Origin of the sequence: Acinetobacter lactucae, assembly GCF_001605885.1 — a bacterium.
GTDB classification, from domain to species: domain Bacteria; phylum Pseudomonadota; class Gammaproteobacteria; order Pseudomonadales; family Moraxellaceae; genus Acinetobacter; species Acinetobacter lactucae.
Genome location: NZ_LRPE01000021.1, coordinates 1 through 16947 on the forward strand (window position 1 = coordinate 1; position 16947 = coordinate 16947).

Genomic DNA, 16947 nt, shown 5'->3' on the forward strand with positions numbered 1-16947 from the left:
TCAACTTTAGATTTATACGTCAACCAGCAAAAGATTTATTCAGGGCTAGTGCCTTCAGGTCCTTTTGATATTACGCAACTGCCGTTTATTTCCGGAAATGAAGTTACGCTGGTGACCACCGATGCAACAGGCCAGCAGAGCATTACCAAAAAGCCTTACTATTTTTCTTCCAAGATTCTGGCAAAAGGCATTAATGAGTTTTCAGTAGACGTGGGGGTGCCACGCTATAACTATGGACTCTATTCCAACGATTATGACGATGCCACCTTTGCATCAGGTGCGATCCGATACGGCTACAGCAACTCACTGACTTTAAGCGGTGGAGCAGAAGCATCAACAGATGGCCTGTCGAATCTCGGCACAGGCTTTGCCAAGAATCTGTTTGGTATTGGAGTGATTAATGCCGATATTGCAGCAAGCCAGTATAAAGATGAAAACGGCTATTCTGCCTTGCTGGGTTTAGAAGGACGCATCAGTAAGAATATTTCATTCAACACCAGTTACCGCAAAGTCTTTGATAACTATTTTGACCTTGCCCGGGTATCTCAAGTCAGATATTTAAAAGATAACCAGACCGATGCCGAGCCACACAACTATCTGAGCTACAGTGCACTGGCAGATGAGATTTTTAGGGCAGGGATTAACTACAACTTTTACGCAGGCTACGGGGCTTATCTGGGCTATAACCAAATCAAATATAGCGATAACTCCTATAAATTACTGTCTGCTAACTTAAGTGGAAGTCTTAACAAGAATTGGGGATTTTATACCTCAGCCTATAAAGATTATGAAAATAACAAGGATTATGGTCTTTACTTTGCCCTGCGTTACACACCGTCCAGCAAGCTTAATGCCATTACGAGTGTTTCTAGTGACAGTGGCAGGCTGAGTTACCGTGAGGAAATCTTCGGCTTATCAGAACCAAAAATCGGATCATTTGGCTGGGGTGGTTATGTTGAGCGAGATCAGGATGCGAATGAAAACAATGCTTCGATTTATGCTTCTTATCGAGCGCGAGCTGCTTACCTGACAGGACGCTATAACCGATTTGGAGACAACGATCAGGTTGCACTATCAGCGACGGGTTCCTTGGTTGCAGCCGCAGGGCGAATCTTTGCGGCCAATGAAATTGGAGAGGGTTATGCGGTTGTCACCAATGCTGGACCGAAAAGCCAAATTATAAATGGCGGGGTAAATCTAGGAGAAACTGATAAGTCTGGAAGATTTTTAATTCCAAGCCTCATGCCATATCAAGAGAACCATATTTATTTGGATCCGTCTTATCTGCCCCTTAACTGGAGCGTTAAAGCGACTGAACAAAAAACAGTGGTCGGTTATCGCCAAGGAACCTTAATTGATTTTGGTGCCCATCAAGTCATTTCAGGATTAGTAAAAGTTGTTGATGCGAACAACTCACCGTTATTGCCGGGTTATACGGTTCGGATTAATGGACAGCAAGAGGGTGTAGTTGGTTATGACGGCGAAGTATTTATTCAAAACTTATTAAAGCAAAACAAACTTGAAGTCGATCTTACGGATCGTGGTTCCTGCCAAGTTAACTTCAGCTATAACAGTAATCAGTACTCAACTAAAAAATTGGGACCTTATATATGTCATTAAATATTATGAATAAGGCTCAAATACAGAGCTATAAATTTTTCTCTTTGTCTTTAAAATACTTTATAGGCATTTGCTTATTTTATCTTGTTTATGCATTTTTTAGTCCAGCACAAGCTGCTTGTACCGTAAGCGGTACCACAAATAATACTTTTACATATACGGCAGCAAATATTAATAGTGATGCAACTGTAAACCTTTCAGGAACCATTACTTGCACGACTTTAGGAATTCCCCAGATTTCTGCTTATATGTGTATGAAAACCGTCTTTACGGGAACTACAAATGCAATTAACAGTGTTTCATTGCCTTATACGGTCACTGGAACTGTAGGTGGAGCAGGGTCTTCTACCACAAACCATACCTCGAATGTCTGGTACGGCCCAGTAAGAACCGTTGCCTCAAATAATATTATTAACTACTCGGTAAATGTAAAAGTACCTGCCCGAACGGGATCACTTATTGCTTATCCTAAAGGGACGTATACGGCTTCGGTTCGGTTATATTGGGACATGGATACGTTGGGTTTAGCATGCGGTGATTTAATTGGTGGTTGGGATTCGGGTGATACATTACTAACAGCAAACTTTGTGGTACCAAGTCTGTGCCAACTAAACTCAACATCAAATGTTGATTTTGGAAACATTAATGATATCAGTATTACAAAACGAGACTACACAACTCAAGGCGCTGTGAATACGACTTGTAACTTTGGAACACCCTACAGTATTTATTTAGGAGACGGTAATAACCGTATAAGTGGTGGATTCAGGCGTATGGTGAATAGTAATAATGAATTTATTCCCTATCAACTCTATAAAGACTCTAACTATAGTACGGTATGGGATGCTACAGGTGGCGTAACCAGTGTCGGGGGAACAGGAGGAGTCTCAAAAACAGGCACAGGTAGCGCGCAAAGTACACCTGTGTATGGAAAAATTCCGCAAGGCACTTCCATCGCAAGTAGACCGGGGACTTATTCTGATAGTGTTGTTGTGACAGTGACCTATTAATTTTTAAAATTTACGCGCGGATCTTTTTTAGCTGAATGGTTCCGCGTATTCCCCATGATTTTGTCTAAAATGGTTCAGATATAAAAAATAAAATTTAAATATTTTTAATCCTTGAAACTTGATCGTCATTAAAAACAGTTTGACTTGGAAATACATACTGTATATTTATTGATTGGTTCCAAAAAAGAACTAGATAGTAAAATAGGCAACTAAAATAAAGGTGAACAAATGTCGGATATCATTTTACATCAATGGGAAATTTCTCCCTTTTGTCAAAAAATTTCAAGGGCACTGAAATTTAAAGGAATTGCATTTGAAACAATCAATTATAACGGCCTTCTAGGGGCCAAAGTTCCTTTACTGAGTAAAGTAGGTAAGGTGCCTGTCATTGACCATAACGGTCAGCGGATTCAAGACAGTACTCGAATTGCTCGCTATCTAGACGACACCTATCCAGATACACCTCGACTTTATCCAGAAGACCCCAACCAAAGAGCTCTTGCCGAGCTTTGGGAAGATTGGGCAGATGAATCTCTTTATTTTTTTGAAGTTTATTTACGAGTCAATGACCCTGAAGCTTTAAAAGAAGCCATCCGTATTAGTAGCGTTGGCCGCCCAGCCTATGAAAAGCCTATGGTAAAAGGTTTTATTTTGGCCGAATTGAAGACACAGCTTTTCTTTCAAGGACTTGGTCGAATGAAAGCTGAACATGTTGAAGAAGAGTTTATAAGGCATCTAGATCGTGTTGAGCAGGTTTTATCACAAAATGAATGGTTGGTTGGAGACAGCCAAACCATTGCAGACATTGCTGTAGTTGCTCAACTCGGCGAAGTGGTCCGTACCAGTAAAAAATTTAGTAAAGAAATTTTGAATCGTCCGTTTATTGCATTATGGTATAAAAAACAAACAGGGTGAAATGTCTATGACATCAGCAACACTAGATAAAACACAAGATTGTGCAGTTGTTATTGGGGTCGGGGCATCACAGGGGATTGGTGCAGCTGTGTGCCGTCTTTTCGCCAAAGAAGGCTTAAAAGTTTATGTTGCTGGACGTACTTTCCAAAAAATTGAAGCAGTCGCTTCTGAAATCCATGCCAATGGTGGCAATGCTGTAGCGTTCCGTTTGGATGCAGAAGATATAAAACAAGTACAGGCCTTGTTTGACACTATTACTAGTCAAAATGAGCGGATTACTGCTGTTATTCATAATGTTGGAGGGAATATTCCTTCCATCTTTTTACGTAGTCCATTGTCGTTTTTTACTCAAATGTGGCAATCCACTTTTTTATCGGCTTATTTGGTTTCTCAAAACTGTCTAAAAATCTTTAAAGACCAAAACCACGGTACGCTTATTTTTACGGGGGCGAGTGCTTCTTTGCGCGGCAAACCTTTTTTTGCAGCTTTTACCATGGGTAAATCCGCTTTAAGAGCGTATGCCTTAAATTTAGCTCAAATTTATAAATCACAAGGCATCCATATTGCTCATGTGATTATTGATGGAATGGTCGATGGCGATAGAGTGAATAAAGCATTATTTGGTTTGGGGCGTTTAGCTCGTCTTACGCGGGGTACAGGGGGACTTAATATTGATGCAATTGCAGAAAACTATTGGATGCTTTATCAACAAACTCCTCAGCTTTGGACACATGAGCTGGATTTACGCCCTTATCAAGAAAAATTTTGAGAGACTAAAATGCTAAAAAAAATATTTCAAAGGTTTAAAAAGAAGCAGGGCTGTGTTGTGGTCGCAGGTCATGACCTACAATTGATCGAGCGTGATTTTGTCATTCTAGATAAAAATGCGCACTTTCCATTACATCTTTATCAAGTTGTACATGATTCAGCCGCACAAAAAATGAAAACTCATTCTATAAATGATGGCGTGACAGCAGTTTATTTAAATTTAGTGAATGCAAATCATTTAAAATGTTTGGTTCGTTATATTTCTAGCCATGGACACACGATTGAGCTCTGTGTATTTCAGCCAAGTTTCTCATCTTCACCAAATATCCAAGCTTTATCTCTAGAAGAAATTGAACACAATTGGCAGGCCACAGGTTTAAGTGCTGTGAGTGTAGCGCAAGCTGTGATTAAACCGATGTTGAAACAGCAGCGGGGCACCGTTATTTTTCTTGGCGCGTCTTCTAATCATTCGACTCAGTACGATGTGTTAAGCCAAAGCATGTTTGCGGGTGTTCGTGCTTTATCTCAGTCATTAGCAAGAGAGTTCCAACCTAAAGGCATTCATGTCGCCTATTGCATGGTTGAAAAATGGGAAGGGCATAACCAGCACTTTACCTCATCTCTTAAGCAAGTCTGCCAGCATATCTATCACCAGCCTGATTCGGCATGGAGCCAAGAACTTAGCCTATCTTAAAATTTTACTTTCGTATGTTCTTGAAATACAGTACTGATCTGGAATGAGGATAGAACAATAATTTCGATAGGTTTTAAATGAAAAAAATTAAAAGTGCTCAGCCAGCAGTTAAAGTGGTTTGTACGTTAGCAGCTATTGTATGTGTTTCTTCAATAGCGCAAGCTGCACAATACACTCAAACTGCCCGTTTAGTTAACGAGCGTTTATCTTATATGAAAGATGTCGCGGGTTATAAAGCAGAACAGCATTTACCGATTGAAGATTTAACTCAAGAAAAGAAAGTTCTGGATCAATCACTTTTGGAAGCCGAATCTTTTGGCTTAAATAGTGAAACAGTGAAGCCATTTATTGTGACGCAAATGAATGTTGCCAAAGCCATTCAGTATCGCTATCGTGCAGATTGGCTGTCGAGTCCGGAAACCAATTGGAAACCGCAAGATTTAACCAAAATACGTTTAAAAATTAGTACGCTAAATACGGAACTTCTAAAAAATATTGCCTATGAACTCAAGAAAAATAATAACAAAGCACCTTATGGCTGTAGCTATATGCGAACAGTTCAACACCCTCAACTTAAAGAACCCGATAAAAAAGCCTTATGTATGACATTAAATAAAATTAAGTTAAGAGAATGAAAAACAATAATTATTTAACTGTTTTCTAGCCAATATCACATTGACACCCAAAACCGCTCCGATTATCCTTTGCCTGCTGGCCACATTGCCAGTCGGTTTTAGCAGACCGTTTTCATCTAGGACATCAAAGAAGCAATTTTTTGGTGTCGAACTCGTTCGTCTCCCTTCGTAGCGGTAGGACGGAGGAGGGACGCCCTCGGGCGTGCCGGTTCCTAGATGACTGGTCTGCTAACCCTTCTTCGTTCTGCCACCATAATCATTTAGCAGTGATTTGGCAGAACTTCTATTTCATCTAGGAGTTCGTTTATGCGCACTAATTCTTTTTCTTTATTGGCCTTTGCCAAAGTCTCTTTAGTCATACCATCCAACAGAACTTTAAAAAGGTTTAATCGACTATAGGTTTTAATCTCTAGATCAATTACGACTAAAAATCATAGCGACAATAAACTTGAGATAGGCGAGCACACCTTTTTCGTGCGGCTTTTGCATGCCTGTTTTTAGCACTCATGTTAAGAGTGATGGCATTTTTATCTCTTTTTATAAACAACAAAAAATTATTTTAAACGGTATATATATGCCAAATTTAGAATCTTCATTTAGAGCATTACGCGTGCTCCACGCGGCAAAAGATTTATTTAATCAACATGGGTTTTACATCGGGGTTGACCGAATTGTTGAGGAAGCCAAAATTCCTAAAGCCACTTTTTATAACTATTTTCACTCCAAGGAAAGGCTCATTCAGATGAGCTTAACTTTTCAAACAGATGCATTAAAACATGAGGTGTTTTCGATTATTCATTCATACCGTGAACTCATGGCTTTCGATAAACTCAAGAAAATTTACTTTTTACATGCAAACTTAGAGGGCTTTTATCGGCTACCATTTAAAGCCATTTTTGAAATTGAAAAGCTTTATCCAACGGCCTATAAACTCGTGATTGACTATCGGAACTGGTTTATTAAAGAAATTTATAAGCTGCTTTTAACCGTAAAAGCGACCGCTACAGTTGAAGATGCTTACATGTTTTTGTTTGTGATTGATGGGGCGATGGTTCAACTTTTAAGTGCAAATAAGATCGATGAAAGAGATAAGTTGTTAGAATATTTTATGTCGACGCTTGTATAGATCGATCAATATTCTAGTGTTGAATGCCTATAGAAAAGCCCTCCGAAGAGGGCTTCTTTAACTTAATTGAGCTTTAAAAGTCAAAAGAGGTTTGTAGATAGAAAGTACGTGGCAGTCCTACATATTTACCGCCAGTAGAGTCTGTTGAGCGAGTAAAGTATTGCTTATCAAAGACGTTTTTGATTCCGCCAGCAATTTTTAAACCTTTAACTTGTGAACTTAAGTCATAAGACGTACGTAGTGCAAAAGTGGTGTAACCCGGAATATCTCCGTATTTACCATCAGCAGTTTCTTCTGTTTGATAAACATTACTATCAGGAAGGTCCGGTGAATGCTGCTTAGACTGCGCAAACATATCGGCATTTAAAGACCATTTGTCCACGGTATAACCTAACCCAACATTACCGACATGACGTGAGTAAAACGGTAGGTCTTTATCTTTAAATTGACCAGCTTCTGCGACTGCTTTGGTGAAAGTATAGTTTCCATATACTTTTAAGCCTTCTAACGCATCTGTTAATTGACCGAAATCATAGCTAATACCCGTTTCGATACCTTTATGACTGGTTGCCCCTAAGTCTGTCCAGATTCCGTTATTACCTGCATCACGTACCAATGAAAGCTCTTTATCAAAGTCTAGGTAGAACACCGTAAATTCGGCATTCAGGCCATTACCTAGATATTTGGTTCCAATTTCATAGTTATTCGATTTTTCAGGATGTAAGCCGTCGGTTGTAGCCGTCGCGGTGGTTCCTTCAAGACGTGCCAATTGGCTGTATTGCTGTGGACCAAACGATACACCAGCATTTGCAAATATATTCCAGTTTTCATTTGCCGAGTACATCACAGATAAACTTGGCAAAAATTCGTCTGAATCAATTTTTGGATAAACTGTATTAGCTTGTCCTTTGTTATAACCCGTGAAGTTATTATGGGTTTCAATTGATTCGAAACGAACACCCGGTGTGATGGTCCAACGGCCGAGTTCCATACGGTTATCAATATATACCGCATGTGCTTTTGTACCGCCTTCGCTGCTACTACGTGGCGCAAAATCTGGCACTGATGAACCAGCTGCATAAGATGCTGTACGTCCAGCAAATTCAGAACTTTCTTCTTTTAAGTAGCGATAGCCCACGGTTACTTCATTTTGAGTATTACCAAGTTGATAAATACGAGAGTAACGCGGTTCAATTGCATAGACTTTATAATCGCGTGGCGCAGAATCGAGGCGTTTTTGCCCATTCGCTAGTGTAGTTTCAAGATTACTTGTACGGAAAGAGTCGATGTAGTAACTTAAAACTTCGAAGTTATTTTTTTCATCTTTATGGTTATAACGTAAAGAGACATCTGTACGTCGACCTGCAAAATAGTTTTTTTCACCAGAAGATTGATAAGGGTTTTCAGCATATTGTGCTTGAGTTAAACCCTCTGGCATTTCACCTCGACCTTCATAGTGATGCAGATTTAAAGCGACCGAGTCTTTATCATTAAATTGATAAGCAGACTTTAACATTACATCATCGATGTCAATCTTGTTATTTGCTTCACGATAACCATTCCCTTTAGTCCCTGAATACAAGAGGGCAAGGCCTAAGCCATTATCTAAAGTTCCACCTACAAATAGATTAGGGCTGAGCTTTACTTGGTCAGTACCAGATGCATATTCTGAAGTTAGGCTAACAGTTCCACTAAAATCTTGAGGAATTGATAGAGTGGCAAAGTTAATAATTCCGCCTACGTTTTGAGGTCCAAAACGAACGGATCCAGCACCACGTACAACGTCAACTGATTCAATATTACCAATTGAAACAGGAGCTAAAGATAGCTGTGGCTGACCATAAGGTGCAAATGAAAGCGGAACACCGTCTACTAAAACTGTTGAACGAGGTGACAGGCGAGAGGCTAACCCACGGACCCCAATATTGAGTGAAACATCACTACCACCCGTGCCGCTACTATCTTGAGCTTGAACTCCGGGAATTTGTTTTAATGCTTCTCGAATTGAAGTTGCAGCTGTTTCATCCAAACGTTTGCGGTCAACAATAGTTCGAGCACCAGCATGTTGGTGAACAGTTTCAGCATTTGCTTCTTCTAACCAGTTACCTTGTGCCTTAATAGTAATGGTTGGTAATGCACTAGCAGCTGTATCTTCGGCATGTGCAGGAACTGCTAAATAAGTACAAGCGAGTCCAATTGCATAGCTAAGTGTAGAAACTTTGAACTTAAAATTTGGGAGTGAAAGAGAAGATAAGCGGTCCATGTTGATGTATCGAAGTCCTAAACGATAATTATAATCATTATAGCGAAAAAGTAACAAAATTTTATAAATGTAATTTAATTTTTTTTTAGAAAAACTAAACATAGCTTTTATTTAATCATTTTCCCAGAACAGCCCTCTAGAGAGGGCTTTAAATCTATTTAAAAGTAGGTTGATTTAAGATTTTATAGACCTTTTCTTTATATACATCATTAGAAATAACACCTTTATCCCGCTGTTGTTTGAGCGATCTAAACTGCTGGCCGCGAATCTCTCTTTGAATCCCCATATGATCCTGATGTCTAATGTAGTAAAGACTACGTTCATGATCACTCATATTTACTGTCTCATCGGTAAACGAAGAAGGCTTTGCTTCGTTTCCTTGATATTGTTTTGCAATTTCAAAAAAATCTACATTTTGATGAGTAGAACTAAAAGAATCTTGTTGTTCATTAAATTTAAGGTCTTGAGAGTTTGCGCTTAATTCAAGCATACTTTTATGCTGATTAGATTTAGGGTGGTTATATTCTTGTTTCGTTTGAAATGTGTTTGCCTCAGCAAATGTGGAAGAAGAAAAAAGCCCAATATTTAAAAATAAAAAAGTTAATAAAAATCTATTCATTTCTTTTGAGGTCCAATTGAAATTGAGTAAATCACTGTATTATAACACTAAAGTTAATTTTTTTGGAGGTTTGGATTTAACAGTACTTAATCAACTGGTAAATAATAAGGTAACGTATAGAGCTGTGCGTGAAGGTCTATTGATAGCTTCAGATAATTATTAAAATTAAAACTAAAACTTTTAATTCAAAGTATCTGATTATTATTTAATTTAATATTTATCTATCAATAATTTATTGTTTTTTAAAACTTCTAAGTAGTTAATTGTTAAGTAAGTCTAAACTATTCTGGTGTGACAAAGGTTTTCTAATTTGTTAGATTGTTTGGTTTTTATAAAAGCGGGCGGAATTTATGAAGACATTTTTAATTATTTCTTTAATAGGTTTTGGGCTAATTGGTTGTGCCTCATCTACATATAATTCTCAAGAAAATTATTTAAATAAACCTCCAATTGTACCAGTGAATAAAGCTTTCAATAGTTTTAAAACACCAGAGCATGGACTTTTTACCGATCAAGACACCTATAATATGCCAGAAAATTCTAATATGAATTTCCGTTATGAAATCCCTTTTTAAAGAAAATAGATTATTAAGTTAAGAAAAGGATCAGTAAAGGTGGCTTAACAGCTTTGCTGATTCAAGATAATAAATAATGGACATCACCTTTAGGTAGTTTTTTGAATTTTAAACTGTTAAATTTTAATGATTGAAAAAAGGTACTTTATATGAAAAATTTTACTATTATTGCTTCTTTATTTTTATTAGCAGGGTGTGCTACTAGCCATAAACAGACTACTTCTGTTCAAGTGTCTGATAATAAAATTATCTCAGAGGCTGAGAAATATAAAAAACAATATCAAAAGAAAATTTATAAAATATGGGATATCCCTAAATCTTCTACAGGCATGAGTGCAAGTGTAAAAGTTTTTTTAACGGATAGTGGCGAAATTGAACAAATTATCTTTTTAGATAAAGAAGAGCAGAAATTTAAAACCAGTATAGAAAAAGCGATATGGCGTGCGAGTCCATTTGTTTTACCTTCTCATCCTGAAGCAAGAAAGCAAGCTAGAAGATTCAATATGAAATTTCAAGTAAAGTAAATTAGTTCTCCTTAAACATGAAGAGCAGATTTATAATTATTGATAGAAATTAAATTTGCTCTTTAAGTCCTTATAGTCTTGATGTGGTAGGTTTCAGCTGAATATAAAATATCTTTATTAAATAAATTTAGCTTTAAAAGAAATGAGCTAACATTTCAGTTTAAATAGAAAATAAGACATTTTATTTATAAATTAAAAAAATATAAAAATTAGCTACATTACTATCAAAAGGCAACATAAACAAAACTTTAAAAAAAGTAAGAAATTGTTATAAAAAATAAATACATCTACAAGAGTGTAAAGAACAAATATGAGTGAATTAATGAAGCCTCATAATGAAAGTAAGTCTACAAAAGTTGTAGCTTGGTGTGTAATTTTATTTGGAATTGTTTTGGGAATAGCCTTTATTTTGTCATATGGGCAAGTCGAAACAAGAAATGATAATTTAGACATTATTCAAGTATGGTCTACAGAAATGATTACAATTGGTCTGTTTATTATATTTAATGGGCTGTTGTTTGGTTATTTGCTTTTAAAAATTAGTAGTATTTTAAGTCATTTAGAAAATAATAAAAATTCTAGTGAATAAAATTTAAAAGATTAGCCTTTACTTATTAGAATGAGAATCGTAACTCTTATTTAGGCTATAACGAAATTGTTAAAATAGATTGAAAGCAAATTTTTCAAAAATCTCATTTTACAAGTAAATTAATGTGAGATGGTTTGCATTTTCATATGTTTTTGTGATGAGTTTTGATGGTGGCTTTCAGATGACTTATACTTTTTACATTTGGTTTATGAGTTTTACCCTATATTACATAAAAAAATAATATTTTAAAAAGTGTATGAATATATTCATTCATAAGAAAATAGGAGGCTATGATGCCAAAATATCTAGCTATAGCAGAGAAGGTTTATAAAAAAATTAAAAATGACAACTTGTTTTCTGATGATGTGATTGAAAATCTAAATTGTTTGATTGGCCTTATTCGTAATGCGATAAAAGGTACTGAATTTAAATTAAAGTATAACTTTATCAATTTTGAAGATTGTCTAACCAAACCTAGTGAACAATGCTCGGTAAAAATTGATTTTAGCCTTATACCTAAGTTTGAAAATGAAGGTGAATTTATTTTATGGCTTGCTGGATTTGTTGAAAGAGTTACCGAAGGCGGAAAACCTAAATTCCCTCCAATTTCACAATTGATTCCTCAAGGTTTTAGTATGGGGAATGAAAGTATCCCAGTAACTACTTTACCTGTAAAAGAAGAAAATGCAGAAATGATTGTTAATTATTTTAAATCAGATGATTACCTTAAAAATAATAAATTACCTACTTAAAATATTTAAAAAGAAATAATATTGTTTGATTTCTCCATAACAAGATTTTATTAACCGCCTTTTGGGGCGGTTTTTTATATAAATGTATCTTAAAGTGTCTGTTACACAAATGATGATTGTTTAGGGTTGAATGTATCTCGTAATTAATTAAGCATGGAATAACACAAGTTAAGTCAAGGATAACTCTCATGATAGATGAAGAAAAACCCTTAAATTTTGACGATGATGAAGAACCTCTTGATTTTGCAGATGAAGAATTTATCGATGATAAAAAAGAGGATGAGTTATATAACAGCATTACCAAAGATGGCTCTAGTGTCGACCCAGCTGACGATGGTGAGCGTCATATTCGTCCTGAAGATGGTGATCCGATTGAAGTCGAAGAATAAAGCATAGCCCAATTCAACATTGGGCATTTTAAATTTTTGAGTGATATTTTTAGGTTTAACTAGCCCGAATGGTGGTTAAATCATTCTCCCTCAATGACTTAGAAATAAACAATTAGTCTTGATATATATGGTTATATATTTATACAAGAAGTAAGACAACAGGGCTTTAAATGCAAAAAATATTGGATTATTTCCTTAAGATTTTTACTGCTAGGTCTAGACCAAATGATGTTTCAAATCGCCATATTGCTACAGCAACTGATAATGGTACTGCGGAAATTGGTTTTGCAGTTGATGAGATGATTCTTAGTTTGGAGGGAATAAATCAGATTTGTAATTTTGAAGGATTACGTTTAAAGGCCTATGATGATGGTACAGGCATCTGGAGTATTGGTTATGGTACAACTCGATATCCAAATGGTTCGAGCGTTCAAAAAGGTGATACATGTACCCTTGAGCAGGCCAAAGCATATATGCAGCATGATTTGAAAATATTTGAACGTGCCGTAAATAGCGCTGTAAAAGTTCCTCTAAAACAAACTCAATTTGATGCATTAGTATCTCTAACTTATAACATTGGTGTAGGCGCCTTTAAAAAATCGACATTACTAAAAAAGTTAAACTCAGGTGATTACAAAGAGGCTGCAAATCAGTTTGATGTATGGGTAAACGCAGGAGGTAAGCGTTTGGCTGGATTAGTTAAACGTCGTGCAGTTGAAAAACAATTATTTTTAGCTTCTTAGCTTTTTTTAATTCTTTAGTGATTCCTATTAGAAAAGCCATTCCGATCAATATTTATAAAATTTTAAGCATAAAAAAAGCCTGATGCTACGAATCAGGCTTCAGTATTCATCGACAATAGGAGTTGATGAACAAGACCAATCTAACAGACCTGATGAGTAAAGGCAAACTGAGGCGTGAATCGGCGAGTCAGCTAAAATTAATTTTTTCAAAAATATGCACTAAAAAAGCCCTTGCTCGAAAGCGAAGGGCTTAGTCATTCATTGATCTACCAATGAACTATATAAGGCTCATCTCATACTAAGGCCAGTATAACTGAAATTGGAGTAACTGAGAAGAAAACCTTCTAAATAGTTCTTATTCTACTTAACCTTTATTTATTTACGCATATAACAAGTTACATCATTGGTAAATCAATATACAAAACTTGCACTTTGCTTTTTTAAGGGTGTGGTATTTGTGTGTAGGCCAGACTGGCTTGGGAAATAGAACCATAGCCGTCTTTAAATTATTCAAGATAAAGTTTGGATGAATATTTTGAAGAGTCAGTTGGCAGGTGTAAGCAAGGAAGTAAATATGAATTTAATTAGATTAGAAGAACTTTCATTAATGAGTAACGCTGTTTTGACACCTCACTTAAACAATTGGCCATGTCCGCATTCTGGAAATAAGAGTTGTGCTTATAGCAATAATCATAGAGATATTTTTTCGGAACAATCTGATAAAAAATTTCATAAAGAATGGAGAAAACAACAAAAGAAAATACTTAAAAGTATTCCGAGTAATGCTGTTTTACTCAGCATTAAAGAGATTGTGTAGTTTAGACACAAGACAAGTTTATAAAGATATAAATTACAAGGATAAGCTGTTAGCTAAATAACTTTACGTAGGTACACTTGTTAGTCATAACTTATTCTAGAGATATTAATAATAAGCAAATTACATAAGGTGATGCAAACAAATAGAAAATAACAAAAAGGGCAATTCTGTAGAGGTAATTTTTATGATTAATCTTCATCAGAAATCACTTTTTGATGTTCTGACTCAACATCAAGCTTATCTATATCGAGCATCTTCAAGATCGGTCAACGAACTTCTTAATTTATTTAATTCCGAAACAGTTAACATGCTGACTAAACTAAGTAACCTGTTAGATGAGCTAAATGAAAAGGAAAAAACCGCATTGGCGGGTGGGCTTTACTCAACAGCCCCATTAAAAGAGATACGTGCACTAATTTCTCAGTGGTTTGATACCACCAATGATGTGCTCATTGAAACTTTTACAATCTCTGCTGTGGCATTGGCTATTTATGAAGCCAAATATATATCAAAAGTTTTTGGTGGCAAACATAAAGAATTAAAAGGTGAACAGCTCTATAAAGCTGCTAAACGTGTTCCTTTAGCAGGTGGAGCATTGGTGGACGAATTACTTTCTACAATTGCCGAGGTCGCCCGTCAAAGAGTTGAGTATGCAATTCGGGATGGCCTCAATATTGGAGCAACAAATCAGCAAATTATTCAAAGGATCCGAGGGACTAAACGCCTTAAATATGAAGATGGACTATTAAATAGTTCTAAGATTGATATTGAACGGACTGTGCGTACGATTCGAAGTCATATATCCAATCAGGCCTATTTAAACAGCTATAAACAGTTAAAGTTTGAATATGTCAGATTTGTAAGTGTTCTTGATGGCAGAACCTCAAAAGTATGTGCAGCCCTGGACAGTAGTGTGTGGAATATCAATGATCCTACAAAAAAAGTTCCGCCTTTGCATCCTCATTGCCGCAGTATTCTAGTTCCAACTCATGAGGATGGTCAGCTAGTTGGCAGTCGAGCCTTCATTATGGATGAGAGAAAATTTAAGGATATTCCTAAAAATGAACGTGAACAGTTAATTGGCCAATTAGATGCAAATATGTCATTTAAAGAGTTTTTTAAACTAACAGATGATTTCTTTCAAAAAGAGTGGTTAGGGCCTAAAAGATATCAACTATATAAAGAAGGACAATTCGACTTTGATAAGTTTTTTGATCCAGAAGGACGGTTGTATACACTTGAGGAGCTTAAAGAACTTGATGAGCGAGCTTTTAAAGGATTGGGATTGTGACTTTGAGAAGAAGCATTTGAAATAGAATTTTATCTTGAATAACCATTTTGAGTTTTAACTAAATATACACACTTAAACAATTAGTTGAAAAAAGTTTCCATAATCTGGTCAGATAGCATGTTAAGTTTTTCTCAATCATAAAAATTTACAAAAGGATGAAAACATGAAATTTTCCTACCAAGATCTTGCTGGAAATAATGTTGAAGTGGAATGTGAAAGTTATATCCATATCCCCTCAGGAGCTGCTGTAAAGTCTACAGAAGCCGGCAATTATCATATTACTGAAAACTTCAGTTTCTATAAAAAAACTGAAGCTGATTCTGTGCCCATTTATCGATTTGCTATTGATCGTAATTCTAATGTTTTTAATAGTGATGAACTTCCAGCATTAGCTCAAATCGGTAAAGACTGGAAAAATTTAGACTAGTCTTTGACTCGATATAAAGCCCTCAATCGAGGGTTTTATACTAAATTCTAAATAAGTTATTTCTTTTTAAATACAATGATTAAACCGAGTATGATGGCGATCATTCCTAATAAACCTGCGATGGGTAACCTGTTTCCTAGAATGAGATAGTCTAGAAGTGCGGTAACAACAGGAACTAAATAGAACAGGCTTGTCACATTTACAATATTGCCCTGATTTAAAAGTCGATAAAGCAAAAGCTGAGCAATCACAGAAATTAAAATGCCAAGAAATAGAATTGAAATGATTAACTGTGAATTCCACTCTATTTCAAAATTCTCAAACGGAACAAACAATATGCACACCATAAGGGTGACTAAATATTGAAGTGGGAGCACATCTGTAGGTGGCTGTTGAATATTTTTTTGCATGATTGCTCCAAATGTCATACATAACAGGGCAGCTAAGGCAAATAACATTCCAATTGGAGCAATAAAAGATGTCGTTAAACTCTTCCACACTAAAAGTACAAGTCCAGCTAAAGCGATACATAGACCTAAAAGCCTTTCTTTTTTCAAATTTTTTTCAATAAGGCAAAGTGTTAAAATGGGTTGTATGCCCATAATTGTTGCAATCAAGCCCGGCGTAACGCCATGAGCCATAGCTTTAAAATAGAAGATTGAATAACCAGCAATAATAAGGAGTCCAGTAATAAGAACTTGTTTTCTCGTACCCCGTTTCGGTAACAGTCTTTGTCTAAAAGCAGCAAGAACAATTAGAATAATTAAAGCGATTGAAAAACGGAGAATTAAGAATGCGATTGGAGAAGCACTATCGAGTCCCCATCGAGTAAAAATTGCAGCACTTCCCCAGAGTAGGACAAAAGCTGAAGTTGCACTTTGTGAAGCGAGCAACTCTTTATTTAGGTGCATACGAATCCCTCCTAGTTATAATTTCTAAGAAATATAAAGTGATAAAGTTGTTAAAAAAGGCTGCTATTTAAGCTCTTATTTTATTAAGTTAATAAGAACACAATCTCATGACTTAAAATGATAATAAAAACTGGTTAAATCGCTGTTAATTCCGAATTAAGAGCATATCTATAAAGATCACTATTCAATTTCAGATATTCTCCCTTTAAAAATGTATCGTTTAGCTTGTCTAATTTTTAGTATGGGAGAGATAACAAATAAAGAAAAGCGCATAATTCT

At 35.9% G+C, this 16947-nt stretch carries 19 protein-coding genes; 16 read left to right on the forward strand and 3 right to left on the reverse strand.

The window, feature by feature from the left end:
• The 7 genes from AWW73_RS09220 to AWW73_RS09250 form a co-directional block, all read left to right on the forward strand.
• Positions 1 to 1620, forward strand: a 1620-nt coding sequence (locus AWW73_RS09220) for a fimbria/pilus outer membrane usher protein (RefSeq protein ID WP_062849476.1), incomplete at its 5' end; no start/stop codon positions are given.
• Positions 1611 to 2630: a Csu type fimbrial protein gene (locus AWW73_RS09225; RefSeq protein ID WP_062849477.1), complete on the forward strand. Its 1020-nt coding sequence runs from the start codon at positions 1611 to 1613 to the stop codon at positions 2628 to 2630. The genes AWW73_RS09220 and AWW73_RS09225, both read left to right, overlap by 10 nt.
• Before the next feature lie 228 nt (positions 2631 to 2858).
• Entirely contained in the window at positions 2859 to 3545 is a 687-nt protein-coding gene (locus tag AWW73_RS09230; protein ID WP_057106297.1) for a glutathione S-transferase, read from the forward strand.
• A gap of 7 nt (positions 3546 to 3552) precedes the next feature.
• Positions 3553 to 4314, forward strand: a complete 762-nt coding sequence (locus tag AWW73_RS09235) for an SDR family NAD(P)-dependent oxidoreductase (protein WP_062849478.1) — start codon at positions 3553 to 3555, stop codon at positions 4312 to 4314.
• A gap of 9 nt (positions 4315 to 4323) precedes the next feature.
• A complete protein-coding gene (locus tag AWW73_RS09240) occupies positions 4324 to 5007 on the forward strand; it encodes an SDR family NAD(P)-dependent oxidoreductase (RefSeq protein WP_062849479.1) in 684 nt (227 codons plus the stop codon).
• A gap of 77 nt (positions 5008 to 5084) precedes the next feature.
• Complete coding sequence (locus AWW73_RS09245; protein WP_062849480.1) at positions 5085 to 5642, forward strand: chorismate mutase; 558 nt, start codon at positions 5085 to 5087, stop codon at positions 5640 to 5642.
• A 574-nt stretch (positions 5643 to 6216) separates the two neighbouring features.
• Complete coding sequence (locus AWW73_RS09250) at positions 6217 to 6768, forward strand: TetR/AcrR family transcriptional regulator (protein WP_062849512.1); 552 nt, start codon at positions 6217 to 6219, stop codon at positions 6766 to 6768.
• 73 nt (positions 6769 to 6841) lie between these two features.
• Here the strand turns inward: AWW73_RS09250 and AWW73_RS09255 are convergent, their stop codons facing one another.
• Both AWW73_RS09255 and AWW73_RS09260 read right to left on the reverse strand, forming a co-directional pair.
• A complete protein-coding gene (locus AWW73_RS09255; RefSeq protein WP_062849513.1) occupies positions 6842 to 9031 on the reverse strand; it encodes a TonB-dependent receptor family protein in 2190 nt (729 codons plus the stop codon).
• A gap of 154 nt (positions 9032 to 9185) precedes the next feature.
• A complete protein-coding gene (locus tag AWW73_RS09260; RefSeq protein WP_062849481.1) occupies positions 9186 to 9650 on the reverse strand; it encodes a hypothetical protein in 465 nt (154 codons plus the stop codon).
• A gap of 350 nt (positions 9651 to 10000) precedes the next feature.
• Here AWW73_RS09260 and AWW73_RS09265 point away from each other — a divergent pair, with 350 nt between their 5' ends.
• From AWW73_RS09265 to AWW73_RS09305, 9 genes are all read left to right on the forward strand, one after another.
• Positions 10001 to 10225, forward strand: a complete 225-nt coding sequence (locus AWW73_RS09265) for a hypothetical protein (protein ID WP_062849482.1) — start codon at positions 10001 to 10003, stop codon at positions 10223 to 10225.
• Positions 10226 to 10374: 149 nt separating this feature from the next.
• The gene (locus AWW73_RS09270) at positions 10375 to 10749 is read left to right on the forward strand and encodes a TonB C-terminal domain-containing protein (RefSeq protein WP_061874046.1); all 375 of its coding nucleotides are present in this window, start codon (positions 10375 to 10377) and stop codon (positions 10747 to 10749) included.
• A 310-nt stretch (positions 10750 to 11059) separates the two neighbouring features.
• Entirely contained in the window at positions 11060 to 11338 is a 279-nt protein-coding gene (locus tag AWW73_RS09275; RefSeq protein ID WP_062849483.1) for a hypothetical protein, read from the forward strand.
• A 293-nt stretch (positions 11339 to 11631) separates the two neighbouring features.
• On the forward strand, positions 11632 to 12090 hold the full coding sequence (locus AWW73_RS09280) for a hypothetical protein (protein WP_062849484.1): 459 nt from the start codon (positions 11632 to 11634) through the stop codon (positions 12088 to 12090).
• Positions 12091 to 12278: 188 nt separating this feature from the next.
• Positions 12279 to 12479 carry a hypothetical protein gene (locus AWW73_RS09285; protein ID WP_002114613.1) on the forward strand — a complete coding sequence of 67 codons (201 nt, stop codon included), beginning with the start codon at positions 12279 to 12281 and terminating at the stop codon, positions 12477 to 12479.
• Between the two features lie 170 nt (positions 12480 to 12649).
• Positions 12650 to 13222 carry a lysozyme gene (locus AWW73_RS09290; protein WP_062849485.1) on the forward strand — a complete coding sequence of 191 codons (573 nt, stop codon included), beginning with the start codon at positions 12650 to 12652 and terminating at the stop codon, positions 13220 to 13222.
• Positions 13223 to 13796: 574 nt separating this feature from the next.
• Positions 13797 to 14039, forward strand: a complete 243-nt coding sequence (locus AWW73_RS09295) for a hypothetical protein (RefSeq protein ID WP_016145738.1) — start codon at positions 13797 to 13799, stop codon at positions 14037 to 14039.
• 184 nt (positions 14040 to 14223) lie between these two features.
• Positions 14224 to 15330 carry a minor capsid protein gene (locus AWW73_RS09300; protein WP_062849486.1) on the forward strand — a complete coding sequence of 369 codons (1107 nt, stop codon included), beginning with the start codon at positions 14224 to 14226 and terminating at the stop codon, positions 15328 to 15330.
• Positions 15331 to 15493: 163 nt separating this feature from the next.
• Positions 15494 to 15757, forward strand: a complete 264-nt coding sequence (locus AWW73_RS09305) for a hypothetical protein (RefSeq protein WP_016145736.1) — start codon at positions 15494 to 15496, stop codon at positions 15755 to 15757.
• Positions 15758 to 15813: 56 nt separating this feature from the next.
• On the opposite strand, the gene AWW73_RS09310 is transcribed toward AWW73_RS09305, so the two are convergent.
• Positions 15814 to 16668, reverse strand: a complete 855-nt coding sequence (locus AWW73_RS09310; RefSeq protein ID WP_062849487.1) for a DMT family transporter — start codon at positions 16666 to 16668, stop codon at positions 15814 to 15816.
• Positions 16669 to 16947: the final 279 nt, after the last annotated feature.